The following is a 17529-nucleotide window of genomic DNA, read 5'->3' as shown; positions in this document are numbered from 1 at the left end:
CCTTCCCGCAACCGATCGTTCACCGCGGGGAACAAAACATCTGAGACCATTTGTTCCGAGAACGAACTTAACTCGGAAAGGCTCACCCCGTGCCCTTGGCGCTCCTCGCCCTCGCCATATCCGCCTTCGGCATCGGAACCACCGAATTCGTCATGATGGGGCTCCTGCCCAACGTCGCCGACGATCTCGGGACCTCCGTCCCCTCCGCCGGCCACCTCGTCTCCGCCTACGCCCTCGGTGTCGTCGTCGGCGCCCCGCTGCTGACCGCACTCGGCTCGCGCATACCCCGCAAGCGGATGCTCCTGCTGCTGATGGCCCTGTTCACCGTCGGCAACCTGGCCTCCGCCCTCGCGCCCGGCTTCGGCACCCTGCTCGCCGGGCGTGTGCTCGCCGGGCTGCCGCACGGCGCGTTCTTCGGCGTCGGTGCCGTCGTCGCGGCCCGGCTGGTCGAGGAGGGACGGCAGGCCCGCGCCGTGGCCACCATGTTCCTCGGCCTCACCGTCGCCAACATCGTCGGCGTCCCCGCCGCGACCGCGCTCGGCCAGCAGCTCGGCTGGCGTGCCACGTTCCTCGTAGTCACCGCCATCGGCCTCGTCTCCATGGCCGCCCTGGCCCGGCTCGTCCCGCACATGCCGCTCGAAGCGCACCAGAGCGTCGGCCGCGAGCTGCGCGCCCTCGGCAACCGTCAGGTTCTGCTCGGCCTGCTGACCGCGGTCTTCGGATTCGCGGGCGTCTTCGCCGTGTACTCGTACCTCGCCTCGATGACGACCGGGGCGATGGGACTCGGCGAGTCCTCCGTGACACTCGTCCTCGCCCTGTTCGGCATCGGCATGACCCTCGGCGCCCTCGCCGCGGGGCCGCTGACGGACCGGGCGCTGCGGCCCACCCTGTACGGATCGCTGACCGCACTCGCTCTGGTCCTGGCCGCTTTCCCGTTCACGGTGCACATCACCTGGCTCGCCCTCGTCGCCGTCGCCGTCCTCGGCGCGGTCGGCTTCCTGACCACCACACCGCTGCAGATGCTGGTGATGCGCAAGGCGCAGGACGCCCCGACCCTGGCGTCCGCCTCCAACCACTCGGCGTTCAACCTCGCCAACGCGGGCGGTGCCTGGCTTGGCGGGGCGGCCATCGCGGCGGGCTGGGGCTGGACGTCCCCCGCCTACGTCGGTGCGGTCCTGACGGTGGTGGGCCTGGGCATCGCCGCACTGGCCGGCTTCCTCGACCGTACGGAGAAGGGGGCCTCCCGCCTGATCGCGGGAAGCCCCCTCGCCGGGACCGGGACCGGGACCGTCAGCCGGACGTCGTCTCGCGCCAGCGGTTCGTGATCGGCAGCCGCCGGTCCTTGCCGAAACCCTTCGCCGAGATCTTGGTGCCCGGCGGGTACTGGCGCCGCTTGTACTCCGCCGTGTCCACCATTCGCAGCGTCTTCGCCACCAGCTCCTCGTCGAAGCCGGCCGCGACGATCGCGTCCTTGCCCTGGTCCCGGTCGACGTACAGCTCCAGGATCCGGTCCAGCACGTCGTAGTCGGGCAGGGAGTCGGTGTCCACCTGCCCCGGGCGCAGCTCGGCGCTCGGCGGCTTGGTGATCGACGCCTCCGGGATCGGCGGGGCCTGCCCACGCTCCTCGGCGGCGCGGTTGCGCCACTGCGCGAGCCGGAAGACGGTCGTCTTGTACACGTCCTTGATCGGCCCGTACGCACCGACCGAGTCGCCGTACAGCGTCGAATACCCCACCGCCAGCTCGGACTTGTTGCCGGGCGCGAGCACGATGTGGCCCTCCTGGTTGGAGATCGCCATCAGCATCGTGCCGCGCAGCCGCGACTGCAGGTTCTCCTCCGCGAGACCGGTGAGACCGAGTGCACCCATGTACGCGTCGAACATCGACTCGATCGGCACGGTGCGGAAGTTCAGACCGGTCCTGCGGGCCAGCTCGGCGGCATCGCCCTTGGAGTGGTCGGAGCTGTACTTGGACGGCATGGAGACGCCGTACACGTTCTGAGCGCCCAGCGCGTCGCAGGCGATCGCGGCGACGAGCGCGGAGTCGATGCCGCCCGAAAGGCCGATGACCACGGACCGGAAGCCGTTCTTGGCGGCGTACGCGCGCAGGCCGACGACCAGCGCGGAGTACACCTCCTCGTCGTCGTCGAGCCGGTCGGCGTAGCCGCCCGCGAGCTCGGCGTCGTACGCGGGCAGCGGCTCCTCGGAGAGCACGACGCGGTCGATGCGCAGTCCGTCGTCGACGACGCCGGTGGGCGCCTCGGCCGCGGCGGCGGGCAGCTCCAGGTCGAGGACGACGCACCCCTCGGCGAACTGCGGGGCGCGTGCGATCACTTCACCGTCGGCGCCGACGACGATCGAGTCCCCGTCGAAGACCAGCTCGTCCTGTCCGCCGATCATGGCGAGGTAGGCGGTGGTGCAGCCCGCCTCCTGGGCGCGCTTGCGCACCAGCTCGAGCCGGGTGTCGTCCTTCTCCCGCTCGTACGGCGAGGCGTTGACCGAGATCAGCAGCCCGGCACCGGCGCTGCGGGCGGCGGGCACGCGGCCGCCGTCCTGCCAGAGGTCCTCGCAGATCGCGAGCGCGACATCGACGCCGTGCACGCGGATCACGGGCATCGTGTCGCCCGGCACGAAGTAGCGGAACTCGTCGAAGACGCCGTAGTTGGGGAGGTGGTGCTTGGCGAACGTCAGCACCACCTCACCGCGATGGAGCACGGCAGCGGCGTTGCGCGGGGCGCCGGCGGGCTGCCCGTACTTGGGCTGCGCCGTCTCGGAACGGTCCAGATACCCGACGACGACCGGCAGTTCGCCGAACCCCTCGGCGGCGAGCCGCGAGGCGAGTGCGCGCAGCGCGGAGCGGGAGGCTTCGACGAAGGACGACCGCAGGGCGAGGTCCTCGACGGGGTAGCCGGTCAGCACCATCTCGGGGAAGGCGACAAGGTGCGCCCCCTGCGCTGCGGCGTGCCGGGTCCAGTGGACGATCGCCTCGGCGTTGCCGGCGAGATCGCCGACGGTCGAGTCGATCTGATTCAGGGCGAGACGTAGTTGAGGCACGGGGCCAGTGTAATCGTCTTACTGACGCGATGTCCTTCCGGAGGGGAAAGCCACCGCTGCGGACCCGCGCCCCACCCGCTACATGCGGGGGCCGGACTCCGCGTACACCCGTTCCGCCCACGCCGCGATCTGGTCCTCGCTCAGGTGCTGTGCAAGATCCGCCTCGCTGATCATCCCCACCAGCCGCTTGTTCTCGATCACCGGCAGTCGCCGGATCTGGTGGCCCTGCATCGCGCAGTACGTCCCGTACGTCCGCCCCCGCCTCGATCCAGCGCGGCGTGCCCTTCGCCATGTCGCCCGCGGTCGCCCGCGACGGGTCGTGGCCCATGGCCACGCAGCCGACGACGATGTCCCGGTCGGTGAGAATGCCGCACAGACGCTCCTCGGCGTCCGCGATGGGCAGGGCGCCCACGTTCAGGTCGCGCATCGGGATGCCGTCGAAAGGCCCCGAGCCACCCCGCGCCGTTCGGAGTACGCGACCGCTGCAGCCCTCCGGCGAGGGGCGGCGGGAACTCCTCGTGCACTCACCGCGTCGTATGGATCAGCGGGTCATGTGACCGATGACCCCGACGTACTTACGAGACGCACTTACGAGGGGAGCCGTGCATGCCCGTCACGCTGGGCGAGGAGATCATGCTGCTGTCGCTGGACGACGAGTCCGGGGCCGCGAAGGACAGGAGCTCCGCGGCCTGGGCCGTCGCCGGCGGCATTCTGCTGGATCTGGCCATGGCGGGACGGGTTTCCGTCGCCGACAAGTGCCTGCGGACGGTCGACCAGACGCCGACCGGCATCGCCCTCCTCGACGGACGCCTCCGGCAGATCGGCGACTGGACGGCGAACCGCCGCAAGGCCAAGCTCGTCAACTGGCTGACCAAGGACCAGAGCAAGGCGCCGCGTGCCGCGCTCGACAGCCTCGTCGCCCACGGCCTCGTCACCGAGGAGCGGCACAACGCCCTGGGCATCTTCCCGGTGCGCCGCTACCCCGAGGCGAACGGCGAGGTGGAGCGGGAGCTGCGCGAGCGGCTGTCCGCGGCCGTCCTCGGCGGCGGCGAGCCGACGACCGCACCGCGGGGCTCGTCGCCCTGGTGCACGGGGCGAAGCTGCACCGGATCGCGTTCCCCGATGTGCCGCGCAAGAAGGTCGAGCCCCGGATGAAGGAGATCGCCGACGGGCAGTGGGCCGGCGACGGCATCCGTGAGGCGATCCGCAACATGCAGGCGGCGATGGTGGCCGTCACCGTGGCCACGGTCGCGGCCGCGGGCTGACGGCCGGGACGGACAGGAAGGGCCCGGTCCGACACCGTGAGGTGTCGGACCGGGCCCTGTCCGTGCATCGGCGTCATGTGCGCGGCTGCGCACCCCGCTTCTTCAGCAGGTCGACCATCAGCTCGACCTCCGAGCGCTGCGCGTCGACCATGGTCTGCGCCAGATTGCGCTCCGCGGAGACGTCGCAGAGCTTCACGCAGCCCTCCGCCATCGCCACGCCACCGTTGTGGTGGTTGATCATCAGCTGGAGGTAGAGGACCTCGGCCTGCTTGCCGCTGAGCGTGCCCAGCCGCTCCAGGTCGGCCTTCGTCGCCATGCCAGGCATCGCCGGGGCGTCGTCGGCCGCAACGGCACCGTGTCCGCCGTGACCGGAGTCGGCACCGCTGCTCATCCAGTCCATCGGCGCGCGGTCGGGCGCGATCTTCGGCAGCTCCCACAGATCCAGCCAGCCCAGCATCATCCCGCGCTGGTTGGCCTGGGTGTTGGCGATGTCGTAGGCAAGCCTGCGCACCTCGTCGTCCTTCGTCCGGTCCCGGACGATGAACGACATCTCCACCGCCTGCTGATGGTGGACCGACATGTCACGCGCGAACCCGGCGTCCGCCGAGCCCATCTTCGGCGTACGGGAGGCGGGCGCGTCCCCGCCCGCGGAGGCCATCGTGGCGGCCCCCGCGAACAGCAGCGCCAGCACCATCGCCGCTATGGCGGCCCAGTGCGTACGCGTCATGCGCATCACTTCCCGCTCAGTCCGCTCGTGCAGGCCGCACCGGGCTCGGGCGTCTGCGGGCCCTGGACGTACTTGGTGAAGAACTGGTTCACCCGCGGGTCGTCGGCCGAGTCGACCGTGACCTGCTTGCCCCAGGCGCTCAGCATGATCGCGCCCTTCTGGTCCTTGAACGGGCTCATCAGCGAGTACGGCGTGTCCTCGACCTTGGTGGCGAGCTTCGTGACGTCGGCGTCGGAGGCCTTGTCGGTGTACGTCACCCAGACCGCGCCGTGCTCCAGCGAGTGGACGGCGTTCACCTCGGGGACCGGCTCCTTGTAGACGTTGCCGTCGCAGTTCATCCACGCCTGGTGGTGGTCGCCGCCGACCGGGGGCTTCATGTCGTACGCGACGGTGGTGTCGACGTGCTTGCGGCCGAGCTTCTTGGCGTCCCAGGTCTGTTCGCCGGTGATGGGCGCCTTGGCGGCCGCGGCCTCCTTGTCCTTCTCCTCGGACTTCTTGTTGAGGACGAAGGCGCCGAAGCCGACGAGCGCGGCGACGACGACGGTACTGATGCCGATCACGACGATGCGGTTGCGGCGCTCGCGGGCCTGCTCGGCGCGGCGCATCTGCTCTATTCGGGCCCGGCGCTCGTTGGTGGTGTTGCGGGAAGCCATCGTGGGTCGTCCTTCGTGAGGTCTGCGGGGTTGTGGTCGGTGCGCGGGAGGGCGTGCGGGGCTGTCACGCCCGCAGCACCTGAAGGACGTGCAGATCGGGGGCGCGGGGCAGCGCTCCGGCCCACTGCGGCCGGCCGGACACGGCCGGCGACACGGTGTACGGGAGAGCGACGCCCGCATCGAGCGGGGCGTCGAGAGGCGGGGCCGTGAGCACGGCCTGGCTCAGCACCGGCAGGAGACCGCAGTCGCCACGGTCGTACGGACATGTGAACGCGGCCGTGGGCTCGGGACCTTGTCCGGCAGCGGCGACACCGTGCGGCGGCGATCCCGCCGCGTCGTGGTGGGGTGCCGGGCCGGAAGGTGCGAGGCAGAGGAAGAGCGCGCCGAGGAGCGTCGCCACGGAGCTCAGCAGAGCCGTGGGACGCGCGCTGCGCGAGACGCGGTCGCTCCGCGAACCCCTCATGAGCCGAGATCGTAGTCGGCGCACCGGGCGCAGGGGCCACACGGGGACGGAAACCTGACAACTCGGAGGGCGGACAACGGCGCGAACCGGCGAAAGGCCCCGCCGCGTGGAGCGGCGGGGCCTTCGGCCACGGATCAGACAGGCTGCGGCGCCCGGCCCTGGTCGGCCGCCTCCAGCGGGTCCGGCCGCGTCCCGGAGCGGAACAGCCGCCCCGGCCACCAGAACCAGCGCCCCAGATCCAGTGCCAGCGCCGGCACCAGCACGGTACGGACGAGGAAGGTGTCGAGCAGGACGCCGATGCCCACGAGCACGCCCATCTGCGCCATGGTCACCAGCGGCAGTCCGGCGAACACGGCGAACGTCGCAGCCAGTACGACACCCGCGCTGGTGATCACGCCCCCGGTGGTCGTCAGTCCCTCCAGCACCCCGCGTGCGAGGCCGAGGCGCTCCGACTCCTCCCGCACCCGGTGCATCAGGAAGATGTTGTAGTCGATACCGAGGGCCACCAGGAACACGAAGCCCAGCAGCGGGATCGACCAGTCCACGCCCGCGAAACCGAGGACGTGCTCGAAGAGCAGGTTCGAGGCGCCGAGCGCCGCGAAGTAGGACAGGACGACCGTCGCCAGGAGCAGCACCGGGGCGACGATCACCCGCAGCAGCCACACCAGCACCAGAAGCACCACGAGCAGAACCACCGGGATGACGGTCCGAAGATCGCGGTCGGCGGCCCGCTGGGTGTCCAGCGTCTGCGCGGTCGTGCCGCCCACCAGGGCGTCTGCGCCCTCGACTCTGTCCACCGCGGTGCGCAGGGCGTCCACGGTGTCCTTCGCGGCGTCGCTGTCCGGGGCGTTGTCGAGGACCACGCTCAGGGTCGCCAGCTTCCCGTCCCGCGTACGCTCGCCGTCCTCCACGCGGGCGACACCCGCGACGCCTGCGGCAGCCGCCTTCACATCGTCGGCCCGCGCGGTGTTCGTCACGACGGTCGCCGGGTCGGAGGCGCCCGACGGGTAGTGCGCCGAGATCCGCTCCTGCGCGACCACCGACTCGGGCTTGTCCTGGAACATCTCGGACTGCGTGAGGCCCATGGAGATGCCGAAGGCGCTCAGCGCCAGCACACCCGTGACGCCGACGGACATCAGCCACGACCAGCGCGGGCGGCGAGCGACGGCGCTCCCGATCCGGGACCAGGCGGTGACCGGCTTGCGCACGGCGGTGCCGAAGCGCGGCACGAACGGCCAGAACACCCAGCGGCCCGCGATCACCAGCAGGGCGGGCAGCACGGTGACCATTGCCAGGAATCCGCAGACCACGCCGATGGCGCCGACGAGGCCGAGGGAACGGGAGGAGTTGATGTCGGCGAGCGACAGGCACGCGAGACCGACCGCGATCGTGCCGGCGGAGGCGAGGATCGCCGGACCGGAGCGCTGCAGGGCGAGTTTCATCGCCGTGTGCCGGTCCTCGTGCCGGTGCAGCTCCTCGCGGTAGCGGGCGATGAGCAGGAGGGCGTAGTCGGTGCCCACACCGAAGACCAGGACCATCAGGATGCCCGCGCTCTGCGGGTCCACCGGCAGCCCGGCGTACTCGGCCAGCAGATAGGTGCTGACCTGGGTGAGGACCGCGGCAAAACCGACGGCGAGCAGCGGGAACAGCCACAGGACCGGGCTGCGGTAGGTGATCAGCAGCAGGAAGGCCACCACCAGGCCGGTGGCGATCATGAGGGTCGAGTCGAGGGTGTCGAAGACGGCGACCTGGTCCATCAGCGAACCGGCCGGTCCGCCGACGGCGACGTCGAGGCCGGGCGGGGCGTTGGCGCCGGCGATGTCACGGATCTCCTCGACGCGGTTGCCCAGGTCGTCGGACAGCGGGACGACCACCATCAGCGCCCTGCCGTCGTCGGAGGGCAGCACGGGGGACATCTGCTGTCCCTTCGCGGCATGCTCGGCGAACGCGCGCCGGTCCGCCTCCGCCTTCGCGCGGGCGGCGGCGCCGACTGCCGCGCCACCGTCGCTGCTGCTGTAGACGGCGACGAGGGGCATCACCTCGTCGGTACGGAACTTCTCCAGCTCCGTGTTGACCTGAGCCGACTCGGCACCGCGCGGCAGGAACGCGTTCGGTCCGGTGTTCTCGACCTCGCCGAGCTTCCCGGCGAGCGGCCCGAGGGCGACGGCGAGGACGATCCAGCCGACGAGGACCAGCCACTTGGTGCGACGGCCACCGGGCGCTGAGGCCAGGCGCTTGAGCAGCGCTTTCATGAGTAGTCTCCTGTGTGTGGAGTTCGGGGCGCACGGGTCCCGCACCGCGGCGTGAGGGTTTGCAGACCTGCCGCGGAGTGGGGTGATGTGCCTGGGATGTGTTCTCCATGGGTACGGCCGGGAGTTGCAGCTCCTGGCCGTACCGTGCTTCGTGCGGTGCTACTCGATCTCGCGCATCATCTTCTCCATCGATGCGAGCGAGGTGCGGGTCTGCGTCAGCTCGTCGAGGGTGCGGCGGTGCAGTTCGGTGCTGTCCTCCAGCAACTGCGCGTACTTGTCGGCGAGTCGGCGGTACTGCTCGTCGCGGGCGGCAACCGCGCGGGCCCGCCAGGTCGCCGCGATCTGCCAGACGATGACGATGCACAGCAGGAAGACCCCGGCCGCTCCGACCGCTCCGACCACGTCCCCGTTCATTTCGCTGTCTCCTTCATCGTGTCCTTCTCCTCCTCGGTCAGCGTCCGCGCCGCCGCCGCCACTGTTTCGGGCGTCAGCGCGAAGCAGAAGGGCGTCAGCTCGAAGTACTTCATCGCCTTGCCGCCGTCGGACAGCTCCAGTTCGCCGCGGACCAGGCCGGCCGCCTCCAGCCGCTGCAGATGCATGTGCAGCAGGGGCCGCCCGATGGCCAGCTCGCGCGCGAGCCGGCTGACGTAGTCGCGGCCGTCGAGCAGTGCCGCGACGATCCGCATCCGGTGGGGATTGCCCAGAGCGGTGAGGACCTTCAGCAGCGCGTCGCCCGTGAGCTCCGGTCCCGGTGCCGGGCCCGGGTTCTCGCCCATCGCGCCCCCTTCGCTCGTATGTGTCGGTTCAGGCTGACACCCGCGGAAGACATGTGTCAAAGAAATCTGACACATGTCCGGGAGGAGTGAGGGACCCCTCAGGGTCGTCTCGGGGTGTGCCCTGACCCACAATGGGCTCAGCCGCGGTCCGCAACGCGCCCGAAACCCATGGATGGCATGCTCGGGGGCAGCAGGGCAGGCGGCACGTGGTGGGACCGGCAAGGATGGGTGGATATGGACAAGCAGCAGGAATTCGTGCTCCGCACGCTCGAGGAGCGCGACATCCGCTTCGTGCGCCTGTGGTTCACCGATGTGCTCGGCTTCCTGAAGTCGGTCGCGGTCGCGCCCGCCGAGCTCGAGCAGGCATTCGACGAGGGCATCGGCTTCGACGGCTCCGCCATCGAGGGCTTCGCCCGCGTCTACGAGTCCGACATGATCGCCAAGCCGGACCCCGGCACCTTCCAGATCCTGCCCTGGCGGGCCGAGGCGCCGGGCACGGCCAGGATGTTCTGCGACATCCTGATGCCGGACGGCTCGCCGTCCTTCGCGGACCCGCGCTTCGTGCTCAAGCGGATCCTCGCCAAGACCTCCGACCTGGGCTTCACCTTCTACACCCACCCCGAGATCGAGTTCTTCCTGCTGAAGGACAAGCCGGTCGACGGCACCCGCCCGACCCCCGCGGACAGCTCCGGCTACTTCGACCACACCCCGCAGAACGTGGGCATGGACTTCCGCCGCCAGGCCATCACCATGCTCGAATCCATGGGCATCTCGGTGGAGTTCAGTCACCACGAGGGTGCCCCCGGCCAGCAGGAGATCGACCTCCGGTACGCGGACGCGCTCTCCACGGCCGACAACATCATGACGTTCCGCCTGGTCATGAAGCAGGTGGCACTGGAGCAGGGCGTGCAGGCCACGTTCATGCCGAAGCCGTTCTCGGAGTTCCCCGGCTCCGGCATGCACACCCACCTCTCCCTCTTCGAGGGCGACCGGAACGCCTTCTACGAGTCGGGCGCCGAGTACCAGCTCTCCAAGGTCGGCCGCTCGTTCATCGCGGGCCTGCTCAAGCACGCCGCGGAGATCTCGGCCGTCACCAACCAGTGGGTGAACTCCTACAAGCGCATCTGGGGCGGCTCGGCCCGTAGCGCCGGCGCGGGCGGCGAGGCCCCCTCGTACATCTGCTGGGGCCACAACAACCGCTCGGCCCTGATCCGCGTCCCGATGTACAAGCCGGGCAAGACGGGCTCGGCCCGTATCGAGGTCCGCTCCCTGGACGCGGGCTGCAACCCCTACCTGTCCTACGCGCTCCTGCTCGCGGCGGGCCTCAAGGGCATCGAGGAGGGCTACGAACTCCCGGCCGGCGCCGACGACGACGTCTGGGCCCTGTCCGACGCCGAACGCCGCGCCATGGGTATCGCCCCGCTCCCGCAGAACCTGGGCGAGGCGATCGACCTGATGGAGCGCAGCGAACTGGTGGCGGAGACGTTGGGCGAGCACGTCTTCGACTTCTTCCTGCGCAACAAGAAGCAGGAGTGGGAGGAGTACCGCTCCGAGGTCACGGCCTTCGAGCTGCGCAAGTCGCTGCCGGTGCTGTAACCGCAGGTCAGGGCGCTTTCGCGCGTTACCGCCACTCCGGGCCGACGGTCACCGACCGCCGGCCCGGACTGCGTCTCACTCCTCCTCGGCCGTCCGTGGGCCGTCCCTCGCGCTCGCCGACGGGCAAGTGCGGGTCCTCGTGGGGTGCTTCGTGCGGGAGGGGAGACACAGGCCACAGGCGCTCATGTCACATCCTGGCGAGCTGTGCCGTCGTACGTGTGCAAGCACCGACAACGGCAGAGGAGATCACCATGAGTGCCCGCTTGGACGCCTTCGGCAGCCCGACCGTAGGCAAGGTTTTCAAGCACATCATCGCGGCAGGCAAGCTGCTCGAGGACTCGACGCTGCCGGCCGCGACGCAGGAGCTGGTGAAGCTCCGCGCCAGTCAGATCAACGGGTGCGGCTTCTGCACCGACATGCACAGCAAGGACGCCGCCGCTGCCGGTGAGACCTCGGTTCGTCTCAGCCTGGTCGCGGCGTGGCGGGAGGCCACGGTCTTCACCGAGGCCGAGCGGGCCGCGCTGGAGCTGGCGGAGCAGGGCACCCGCATCGCGGATGCGGCCGGCGGGGTCACGGACGAGGCCTGGGAGAACGCCGCCAAGCACTACGACGAGGAGCAGCTGGCGGCCCTGGTGTGCGGGATCGCCCTGATCAACGCCTTCAACCGGGCGAACGTCATCATCCAGCAGCCGGCCGGCGACTACCGGCCCGGCCAGTTCGCATAACCCCGACCCTGGCCGGGGCTGCCGGTGCCCCCGCGGCCGCAGCATCACCCGCCCCGGACAGGGCCTAGCGGGCCCCGGGGCGTTGCTGTGGTCCGCCCGGTGGCCCGACCGATCCAGCGAGTCGGCCCGGACGGCGCCGTTCAACTGCCATTCCTCGCTCAGGCGTCGACGGCGCAGTGCACCCTTGTCGGCTGCGGCCGTCGTGCCGGGCCGCCGGTCTACCGGGCAGTGCGGCCCAGCATGTCCATGTAGTGCGGGTTCGACATGATCCCGAGGACGTTGCCGAAAGGGTCCACGACCGAGGCCGTGGCGAAGCCCGCGTCGCCGTGGGCCGTCGGCGGCTGGTACTCCTTCGCGCCGTGGGCGAGGAGCCGGTGGTAGCCGCCCGCCAGATCGTCCACGGCCCAGTGCACGACGGCGCCCCCGGGCTGGACTTCCCGCGCCCCCGCCGGGGCGTAGGCGGCGTCGATGATGCCGAGCTCGTCCTGCTGGTCCCCGATCCGGAACTCGATGTAGCCGGGGCGCGTGAAGTACGGCTCGCATCCGAACAGTTCGCCGTACCAGGCCTTCGCGGCGTCCAGGTCGGCGGCCCAGAAGCTGACGGTGCACAGTCCTCGCAACATGACGTGATTCCTTGCCTCGGGATGGAACGTCCGGGTGTGATTCCGACAGTAGCGAGCTATTAGGACGGATTCTGTCCTCTTTACCCCCGTGCGGATGCGAACCCGGCCGCCTGCGGTGACCCTGGAGTGACGGGGGACCCTGCGCCGAGGAGGAAAACCCCATGTCCATGATGGACAAGCTCAAGAGCATGCTCAAAGGTCACGAGGACCAGACCGACAAGGGCATCGACAAGGCCGGCGACATGGTCGACGACAGGACTCAGGGCAAGCACGCGCGCCACGTCGACACGGCCCAGGACAAGATGAAGGACCAGTTCGGCCGTCGCGAGGAGCCGCCGCAGCAGTAGCGCCGCCGGCGAGCACACCGACCGCACGAAGCCCGGCCCGTGGGAGCACGTCCCGCGGCCGGGCCTCGTGGTGCTCGGCCGAGTGCCCAGTGCCTCAGGTGATGTGCGCGTATCGCTGTCGCCGGGCCGTCCGGGCTCGGGCCGCCCGCGACTCGGCAGCCCGAGCCGTCGTCGCCCCGCTGCACCGGCCTGAAGCGCGCCCGTTCACAACCCGTGCCGTGACAGGAAGTCCGCCATCAGCGCCCCCCACGCCTCCGGCTGCTCCGCCATCACCACGTGGCCCGTCTCCAGCTCCGCGTACTCCGCGTGCGGGATCAGGTCGGCCAGTTGGCGGGAGTGGGACGGGGGGATGAGGGCGTCCGCGGTGGTGGCGATCACCAGTGACGGGACTCGCAGCGCAGGCAGTTCCGCCACCGTGTCCACCGCGCTCACCAGCGCCGCGTGGTCCGCCGTGCCCAGGGGGACCGAGGCGGCCGTGGCGGAGATCGTGGCGTCGAGGACCGACGGGGACAGCGCGTCGAGGAAGGGCCCGCCGAAGGCCGTCAGGGCCACGAAACGGGCGAACGCGTGAGGGTTGCCGTGCCGCAAGTGGTCGCGCCAGAGGGCCATCGCCGTCCGAACGTGGTTGTCCGGACGGGCGAGGCCCGCCGTCAGGACGAGGCCGCGGACCCGGTCCGGGTGGCGCGTCGCCGTGCGGACCGCCACCGCCGTGCCGAGCGAGAACCCCACCACCGTGAAGGTCTCCACTCCCGCCTTCAGCGCCGATGCCACGATCGAATCGGCCAGGTCGTCGAGGGTGAGCGGCATCTCCGCGCGCGGAGTCGCGCCCGAGCCCGGGTAGTCGGGGCCGACGACGGTGTGGGAGGCGGCGAGGCCCGGGAGGACCGGGCCGAAGTTCGGCGTGATGCCGCCGCCCGCGCCGTGCGCCAGGAGGATGCCGGGCCCGGCGCCGGTCACGTGCGTGTCGAGGAGGTAAGGGGCAGCGGAATGAAGGGGAATGCCTGTCATGCGGGCCAGGTTGCAGCCTGACATCAGTGTGAAGGTCAAGCCCGGGGGGCGAACGATGCGTATCGGCGAGTTGGCGGAGGCGACGGGTGCGAGCCCGCGGTCCTTGCGGCACTACGAGGAGCACGGGCTCATCGGTGCCCGGCGGGACAGCAACGGCTACCGCCAGTTCGAGCCCGGCACCGTGGTCACGGTGCACCACATCCAGGAGTTGCTGGCCCTCGGGCTGAACGTCCGGAAGGTACGCGAGCTGCTGCCGTGCATGCGGGACGACATGACCTGCGACGAGGCGCGCCGGGTCGTCAACGACCAACTCGCGCGCCTCGACTCCCAGATCGAGCGGCTCAACCGGCAGCGTTCCGGTCTGCTGGCGTACGCCTAGGTCCTGTCCCGGCCCGAGAAGATCGCCCAAACACGCCCTGGGTGCGCGGCCGGGAAGGTTCCGGGATTCCGTGTACGCCGTGTCCGGCCCGGCCGGACACGGCGTACACGGAACCGATGTCAGCGCTCCGACAGCGGCGCCGGCGCCTCCTGCACGCACCAGCTGTTGCCGTCCGGGTCCTTGAAGAACATGAACGAGTTCCACTCGTCGTCTCCCGGGCCGTCCTCCCAGCCCGTCGCGCCCACGTGCTGGATCGCCGTCACCGGGACCCCGCGAGACATCAACTCCGAGTGGGCCTTGGCGATGTCCGTGACGCAGAGCTGCAGCGCGTGCAGCGAACCGGCGGCCATCGCGGGCTGTTCGGGGTGGTTGGGCATGCCGCTCATCAGGACGGCGGAACAGCGCGAGCCGGGCGGCGTCAGCTGGACGATGCGCATGCCGGGGGCGACCTCCTGGTCGAGGTCGACCTTGAAGCCCACCGCCTCCTCGTAGAAGGTCTTCGCGCGGTCGACGTCCGTGACCGGGATCGTGACGACTTCGAGGGTCATGTCCACAGGGAATCCTTTCGCCCGGGCCACGCGGCCCCGGGGGTCAGTGCGTGAAGAGCCAGCGGGTCTGGCCGAACGGGTCGCCCTTCGCGAATCCGAAAGCGGTCCGCGGCTTCACACGGAACACCAGCGCGTCGCCCCCGTCGCCCACGAACACGCCGTCGCGGACGTCGAACCGCCAGACCTCACCGTATTTCTCGACCCAGAGTCCGGCCAGGGTGCGCAGCGTGTTCTCGTCGGTGACGCGGACGGCCTCTCCCTCGACGACCACGTCCGATCCCTCGCTCAGGGAATTGCCGCCCGTGGTGAGGACGACCTCCCGGTTGCGGCGGAGATTCTTCGCCTTCCGCTCCTCCGGACCGGTGCAGAAGTGCAGTGCCTCGTCGTGCCAGACGGCGATCAGCGGGGTGACGTGCGGGCGGCCTCCCGGCCGCACGGTCGTCAGCCAGAAGACCTCCGCGTCGCGCAACAGTGCGACGGCCTCGGGCCAGGGGGTGGCCGACGCCTTCGGGTCGCTGAAGCGGGCGTCCAGTTCGACCTCGGGCTCTGACGCCTGGGGTTCCACGGGCTCGACGGGCTCGGACTGCGGGGTCGAGGGCATGACGGGTCCTCTCACATGCGCGTGACGGTCAGCGAATGTGTAGACCGTGGCCGTCGCCGTTACTCATCGGCCGTGCTCAGTTCACCGGCTCCCAGGTGTCCGGTGCGCCCGGTCGGGCCCAGTACAGCCGGCCGTCCTGGCCGATCGCGCCCAGGCCCGAGTCCGTACCCGCCGGAGAGCCCACGAACAGCGGGCCGCCCGACTGCCACCCGGTGGCGCCCGCGGACCTGCCCGCCGAGCCCGTGCCGCCCGCCGCGGGCAGCGACACGCTCGGTACACCGGTGCCGGAGCGGATCGCCAGCAGCAGGTTGTCCGGGCCCGACGCGCTGACCGGCCCGAAGCCGGCGGGGCCGCCGAGTTCGGTCACGGGGGACGCCAGCGGTCCCGAGAAGCGAGCCGTGCGCACAGCGCCCGACGAGGGCTTGCGGAACCAGAGCCGTACGCCGTCCCCGTCCGCGGCGGTGCTCAGCGTGAGGGTCGTCGGCGGCAGACCGGTCGCCGTCGGGCCGGTCAGAGGTCTGCCGGGCGCCGCCTGGGTCCAGGTCCACACGGACCGGGGGGTGGCGACGAACACCTGCTGGCGGCCGCCCGCGTCGGAGGTCACCGCCGGATCGCCGTGCAGATCGCCGCCGCCGCGCTCGCGCCAGCGGGTCCAGGAGCCGTCGTCGTGCTGGGCGATGGAGCTGAGCGAGTAGTGGCCGTTGCGCAGGTAGACCGTGATCCGGCCCGCCAGGTCGACCGTCGCCGCCGGCGCGCTGATGTCGGACAGGGCCGAGGTGTCGCCTGGCTCCGGTGTTCCGAGGGACTGCCACGGGCCGAACGCGCCGTCGGGGGTGCGCTGCACCGCGGTCACCACGTCCCGCCGGTAGTCGGCCGGCCCCGCGCCCAGCGTCGTACGCGTCGCGAACACGGCGATCCGCCCGTCGGGGAGCCGCACGGACGTCACACCGCTGTCGAGACCGGTGCCGGGCAGCAGCGAGGGGCCGCTCCAGGGCCCCCCGGGCCGCTGATGCCAGACCGCGAGCCGGGTGTCGAGCACCGAGAACGCGTACAGCCCGCCATCACCGCCCGGCTGTACCCACGACGTGGACTCCCCACGGGTGTAGCGGATGGACTGCGTCCAGCCGTGGCCGCCGGGGCGGGAGGCCACCTTGCGGTCGCCGCAGCCCACCACGTCGCCGCAGTAGTTCTCGTCGTCCATCCACGCGTACGTGTGGATGGTGCGCAGCTTCGCCGCCGCGGTCGCGGGGTCGAGGGTGCGCGGCAGACCGCTGGTGAAGTAGCCGAGGTAGTTCTGCACGCTGAACGCGGGGTGGTCGGGCACGGCCGCGTACTGCAGGAGCGCGGCCTGCGCGAAACGCGCCCCGAAGACATGGTCCTGGTGATCGGTGTAACGGGTGGTGCCCGCCAGCAGGCCGGGCGTCGGGTCCTGCATCCGTATGTGCGTGGGGGCGAACCGCTTCAGCAGCCCCGCAACGGTGTCGACCACCTGCTGCTTGCCGTACGTGTACGGCCGCTGCGCGGGGGAGCCGGAGGCCGGCTGCGACGGCAGCGCGGCGATGCGGCCGTCCCACAGGCCGCGCAGGCTGACGGGCCGGTCACCGCCGACGGAGCCCGCCTCGCGCAACTGCATCCACACCAGCGAGATCTCCGGACGGGCGGTCAGCACGTCCAGCTCGGCCGTCCCGCCGCCGGCCGTGGGTATCGCGGTGCGCCGCCAGGGGCTGGTGCGGTCGCCGGTGGCCATCTCGGCGTAGGCGGCGCGTATCCCGTTCTGCCGGGCCTCCGCGTAGCCCGCCTTGTCGGCGGCGGGCGCGACGGGGAGGGACAGCGGGCCGGTGCGGGCGGCGTTGACCCCGTCGGACTCGCCCGCCGTGAGGTAGACGGAGGTCAGCCGGCGGCCCGAGGCGACGGACTGGCGGGTGTCGGGGTTCATGAAGAACAGGTCGTCGTCCGGGTGCGCGACGATCTGCACCACGGAAGCGGCGGGCGGCGGGGCCGCCGAGGGGGACCTGTCCGGTGAGGCCGCCGTGCGCCGGGCCGGCGCCGGTGCTCCGTCGTTCGTGTCCGAGGAGGCCAGGCCGGTTCCGAGGAACCAGCCGATCGCGGCGAGAGGGGCGAGGGACAGGATCGCCACCGGCCCCCGGCGGGACAGCAGGGCGAAGCGGGGGCGGGACCCGGACGTGCGCATGTGCGGTGGTGCTTTCGCTGTTCTGGTCGGTCGAGGTGCTGACCGGAGCGGCGGGGCCGCACCGGTCGGTCATGAAGACGGAACTTCCCAGCATGCGGCTCATCGGGGCCGGGAAGTGAAGAACATGGCGTATCTCACGAGCCACGTACGTCACTCCTGTGACGCCCGCCCGGCACTGCGCGGTCCGCCGGGCCGGTCCCGGCCCCTTCGGGCTAGGCTCGAATCCCGCGAGGTGACCCGGGGGCGGGCGGCCCCGCGTGCCGCGTGAGGCACGGACGGCACGGACGGCACCGTGCGGCGATCGGACCGGACGGGACAGGGCGA

The 17529-nt window shown here is 71.1% G+C and carries 17 protein-coding genes and 2 pseudogenes; 6 read left to right on the top strand and 13 right to left on the bottom strand.

The features are described 5' to 3' along the window. Positions 1–89 precede the first annotated feature (89 nt). Complete coding sequence (locus AC067Z_RS02345; protein WP_478787516.1) at positions 90–1325, top strand: MFS transporter; 1236 nt, start codon at positions 90–92, stop codon at positions 1323–1325. Here AC067Z_RS02345 and AC067Z_RS02340 read toward each other — a convergent pair. Both AC067Z_RS02340 and AC067Z_RS02335 read right to left on the bottom strand, forming a co-directional pair. Further along, positions 1291–3051 carry an NAD+ synthase gene (locus AC067Z_RS02340; protein WP_478787515.1) on the bottom strand — a complete coding sequence of 587 codons (1761 nt, stop codon included), beginning with the start codon at positions 3049–3051 and terminating at the stop codon, positions 1291–1293. The genes AC067Z_RS02345 and AC067Z_RS02340 overlap by 35 nt on opposite strands. A gap of 78 nt (positions 3052–3129) precedes the next feature. Next, a pseudogene (locus AC067Z_RS02335) lies at positions 3130–3478 on the bottom strand (CBS domain-containing protein); the annotation flags it as partial. Between the two features lie 179 nt (positions 3479–3657). Here AC067Z_RS02335 and AC067Z_RS02330 point away from each other — a divergent pair. After that, positions 3658–4316: pseudogene (locus AC067Z_RS02330) on the top strand (GOLPH3/VPS74 family protein). A 73-nt stretch (positions 4317–4389) separates the two neighbouring features. Here the strand turns inward: AC067Z_RS02330 and AC067Z_RS02325 are convergent. The 6 genes from AC067Z_RS02325 to AC067Z_RS02300 all read right to left on the bottom strand — a co-directional run bounded on the left by AC067Z_RS02325 (position 4390) and on the right by AC067Z_RS02300 (position 9187). Then, a complete protein-coding gene (locus AC067Z_RS02325) occupies positions 4390–5043 on the bottom strand; it encodes a DUF305 domain-containing protein (RefSeq protein WP_478787514.1) in 654 nt (217 codons plus the stop codon). A gap of 5 nt (positions 5044–5048) precedes the next feature. After that, on the bottom strand, positions 5049–5696 hold the full coding sequence (locus AC067Z_RS02320; RefSeq protein ID WP_478787513.1) for a DUF3105 domain-containing protein: 648 nt from the start codon (positions 5694–5696) through the stop codon (positions 5049–5051). 64 nt (positions 5697–5760) lie between these two features. Then, positions 5761–6159 carry a hypothetical protein gene (locus AC067Z_RS02315; RefSeq protein ID WP_478787512.1) on the bottom strand — a complete coding sequence of 133 codons (399 nt, stop codon included), beginning with the start codon at positions 6157–6159 and terminating at the stop codon, positions 5761–5763. 134 nt (positions 6160–6293) lie between these two features. Continuing rightward, positions 6294–8411, bottom strand: a complete 2118-nt coding sequence (locus AC067Z_RS02310; protein WP_478787511.1) for an MMPL family transporter — start codon at positions 8409–8411, stop codon at positions 6294–6296. Between the two features lie 159 nt (positions 8412–8570). Beyond that, positions 8571–8825 (bottom strand): hypothetical protein, encoded by a 255-nt coding sequence (locus tag AC067Z_RS02305; protein WP_478787510.1) that lies wholly within the window; start codon positions 8823–8825, stop codon positions 8571–8573. Further along, positions 8822–9187: an ArsR/SmtB family transcription factor gene (locus tag AC067Z_RS02300; RefSeq protein WP_478787509.1), complete on the bottom strand. Its 366-nt coding sequence runs from the start codon at positions 9185–9187 to the stop codon at positions 8822–8824. Before AC067Z_RS02300 ends, AC067Z_RS02305 begins: the two co-directional genes overlap by 4 nt. Before the next feature lie 234 nt (positions 9188–9421). Here AC067Z_RS02300 and AC067Z_RS02295 point away from each other — a divergent pair, with 234 nt between their 5' ends. Further along, a complete protein-coding gene (locus AC067Z_RS02295; RefSeq protein ID WP_478787508.1) occupies positions 9422–10783 on the top strand; it encodes a glutamine synthetase family protein in 1362 nt (453 codons plus the stop codon). Positions 10784–11034: 251 nt separating this feature from the next. Further along, positions 11035–11508, top strand: coding sequence for a carboxymuconolactone decarboxylase family protein (locus tag AC067Z_RS02290; protein WP_478787507.1), 474 nt, complete (start codon positions 11035–11037; stop codon positions 11506–11508). 218 nt (positions 11509–11726) lie between these two features. Here the strand turns inward: AC067Z_RS02290 and AC067Z_RS02285 are convergent, their stop codons facing one another. Next, the gene (locus tag AC067Z_RS02285; RefSeq protein ID WP_478787506.1) at positions 11727–12131 is read right to left on the bottom strand and encodes a VOC family protein; all 405 of its coding nucleotides are present in this window, start codon (positions 12129–12131) and stop codon (positions 11727–11729) included. 161 nt (positions 12132–12292) lie between these two features. Here AC067Z_RS02285 and AC067Z_RS02280 point away from each other — a divergent pair, with 161 nt between their 5' ends. Beyond that, positions 12293–12478, top strand: coding sequence for an antitoxin (locus AC067Z_RS02280; protein WP_478787505.1), 186 nt, complete (start codon positions 12293–12295; stop codon positions 12476–12478). A gap of 204 nt (positions 12479–12682) precedes the next feature. Here the strand turns inward: AC067Z_RS02280 and AC067Z_RS02275 are convergent, their stop codons facing one another. Then, positions 12683–13486: an alpha/beta fold hydrolase gene (locus AC067Z_RS02275; protein ID WP_478787504.1), complete on the bottom strand. Its 804-nt coding sequence runs from the start codon at positions 13484–13486 to the stop codon at positions 12683–12685. A 55-nt stretch (positions 13487–13541) separates the two neighbouring features. Between AC067Z_RS02275 and AC067Z_RS02270 the strand changes: the two genes are divergently transcribed. Next, positions 13542–13865 (top strand): MerR family transcriptional regulator, encoded by a 324-nt coding sequence (locus AC067Z_RS02270; RefSeq protein WP_478787503.1) that lies wholly within the window; start codon positions 13542–13544, stop codon positions 13863–13865. A 119-nt stretch (positions 13866–13984) separates the two neighbouring features. On the opposite strand, the gene AC067Z_RS02265 is transcribed toward AC067Z_RS02270, so the two are convergent. From AC067Z_RS02265 to AC067Z_RS02255, 3 genes are all read right to left on the bottom strand, one after another. Further along, on the bottom strand, positions 13985–14419 hold the full coding sequence (locus AC067Z_RS02265) for a VOC family protein (protein ID WP_478787502.1): 435 nt from the start codon (positions 14417–14419) through the stop codon (positions 13985–13987). Between the two features lie 37 nt (positions 14420–14456). Then, positions 14457–15014: a pyridoxamine 5'-phosphate oxidase family protein gene (locus AC067Z_RS02260; protein ID WP_478787501.1), complete on the bottom strand. Its 558-nt coding sequence runs from the start codon at positions 15012–15014 to the stop codon at positions 14457–14459. A gap of 76 nt (positions 15015–15090) precedes the next feature. After that, on the bottom strand, positions 15091–17205 hold the full coding sequence (locus AC067Z_RS02255; RefSeq protein WP_478787500.1) for a DUF8189 domain-containing protein: 2115 nt from the start codon (positions 17203–17205) through the stop codon (positions 15091–15093). Between the last annotated feature and the right edge of the window lie 324 nt (positions 17206–17529).

This window comes from Streptomyces sp. NPDC043812 (genome assembly GCF_056436245.1).
This window is presented reverse-complemented; position numbering and strand designations above follow the sequence as displayed.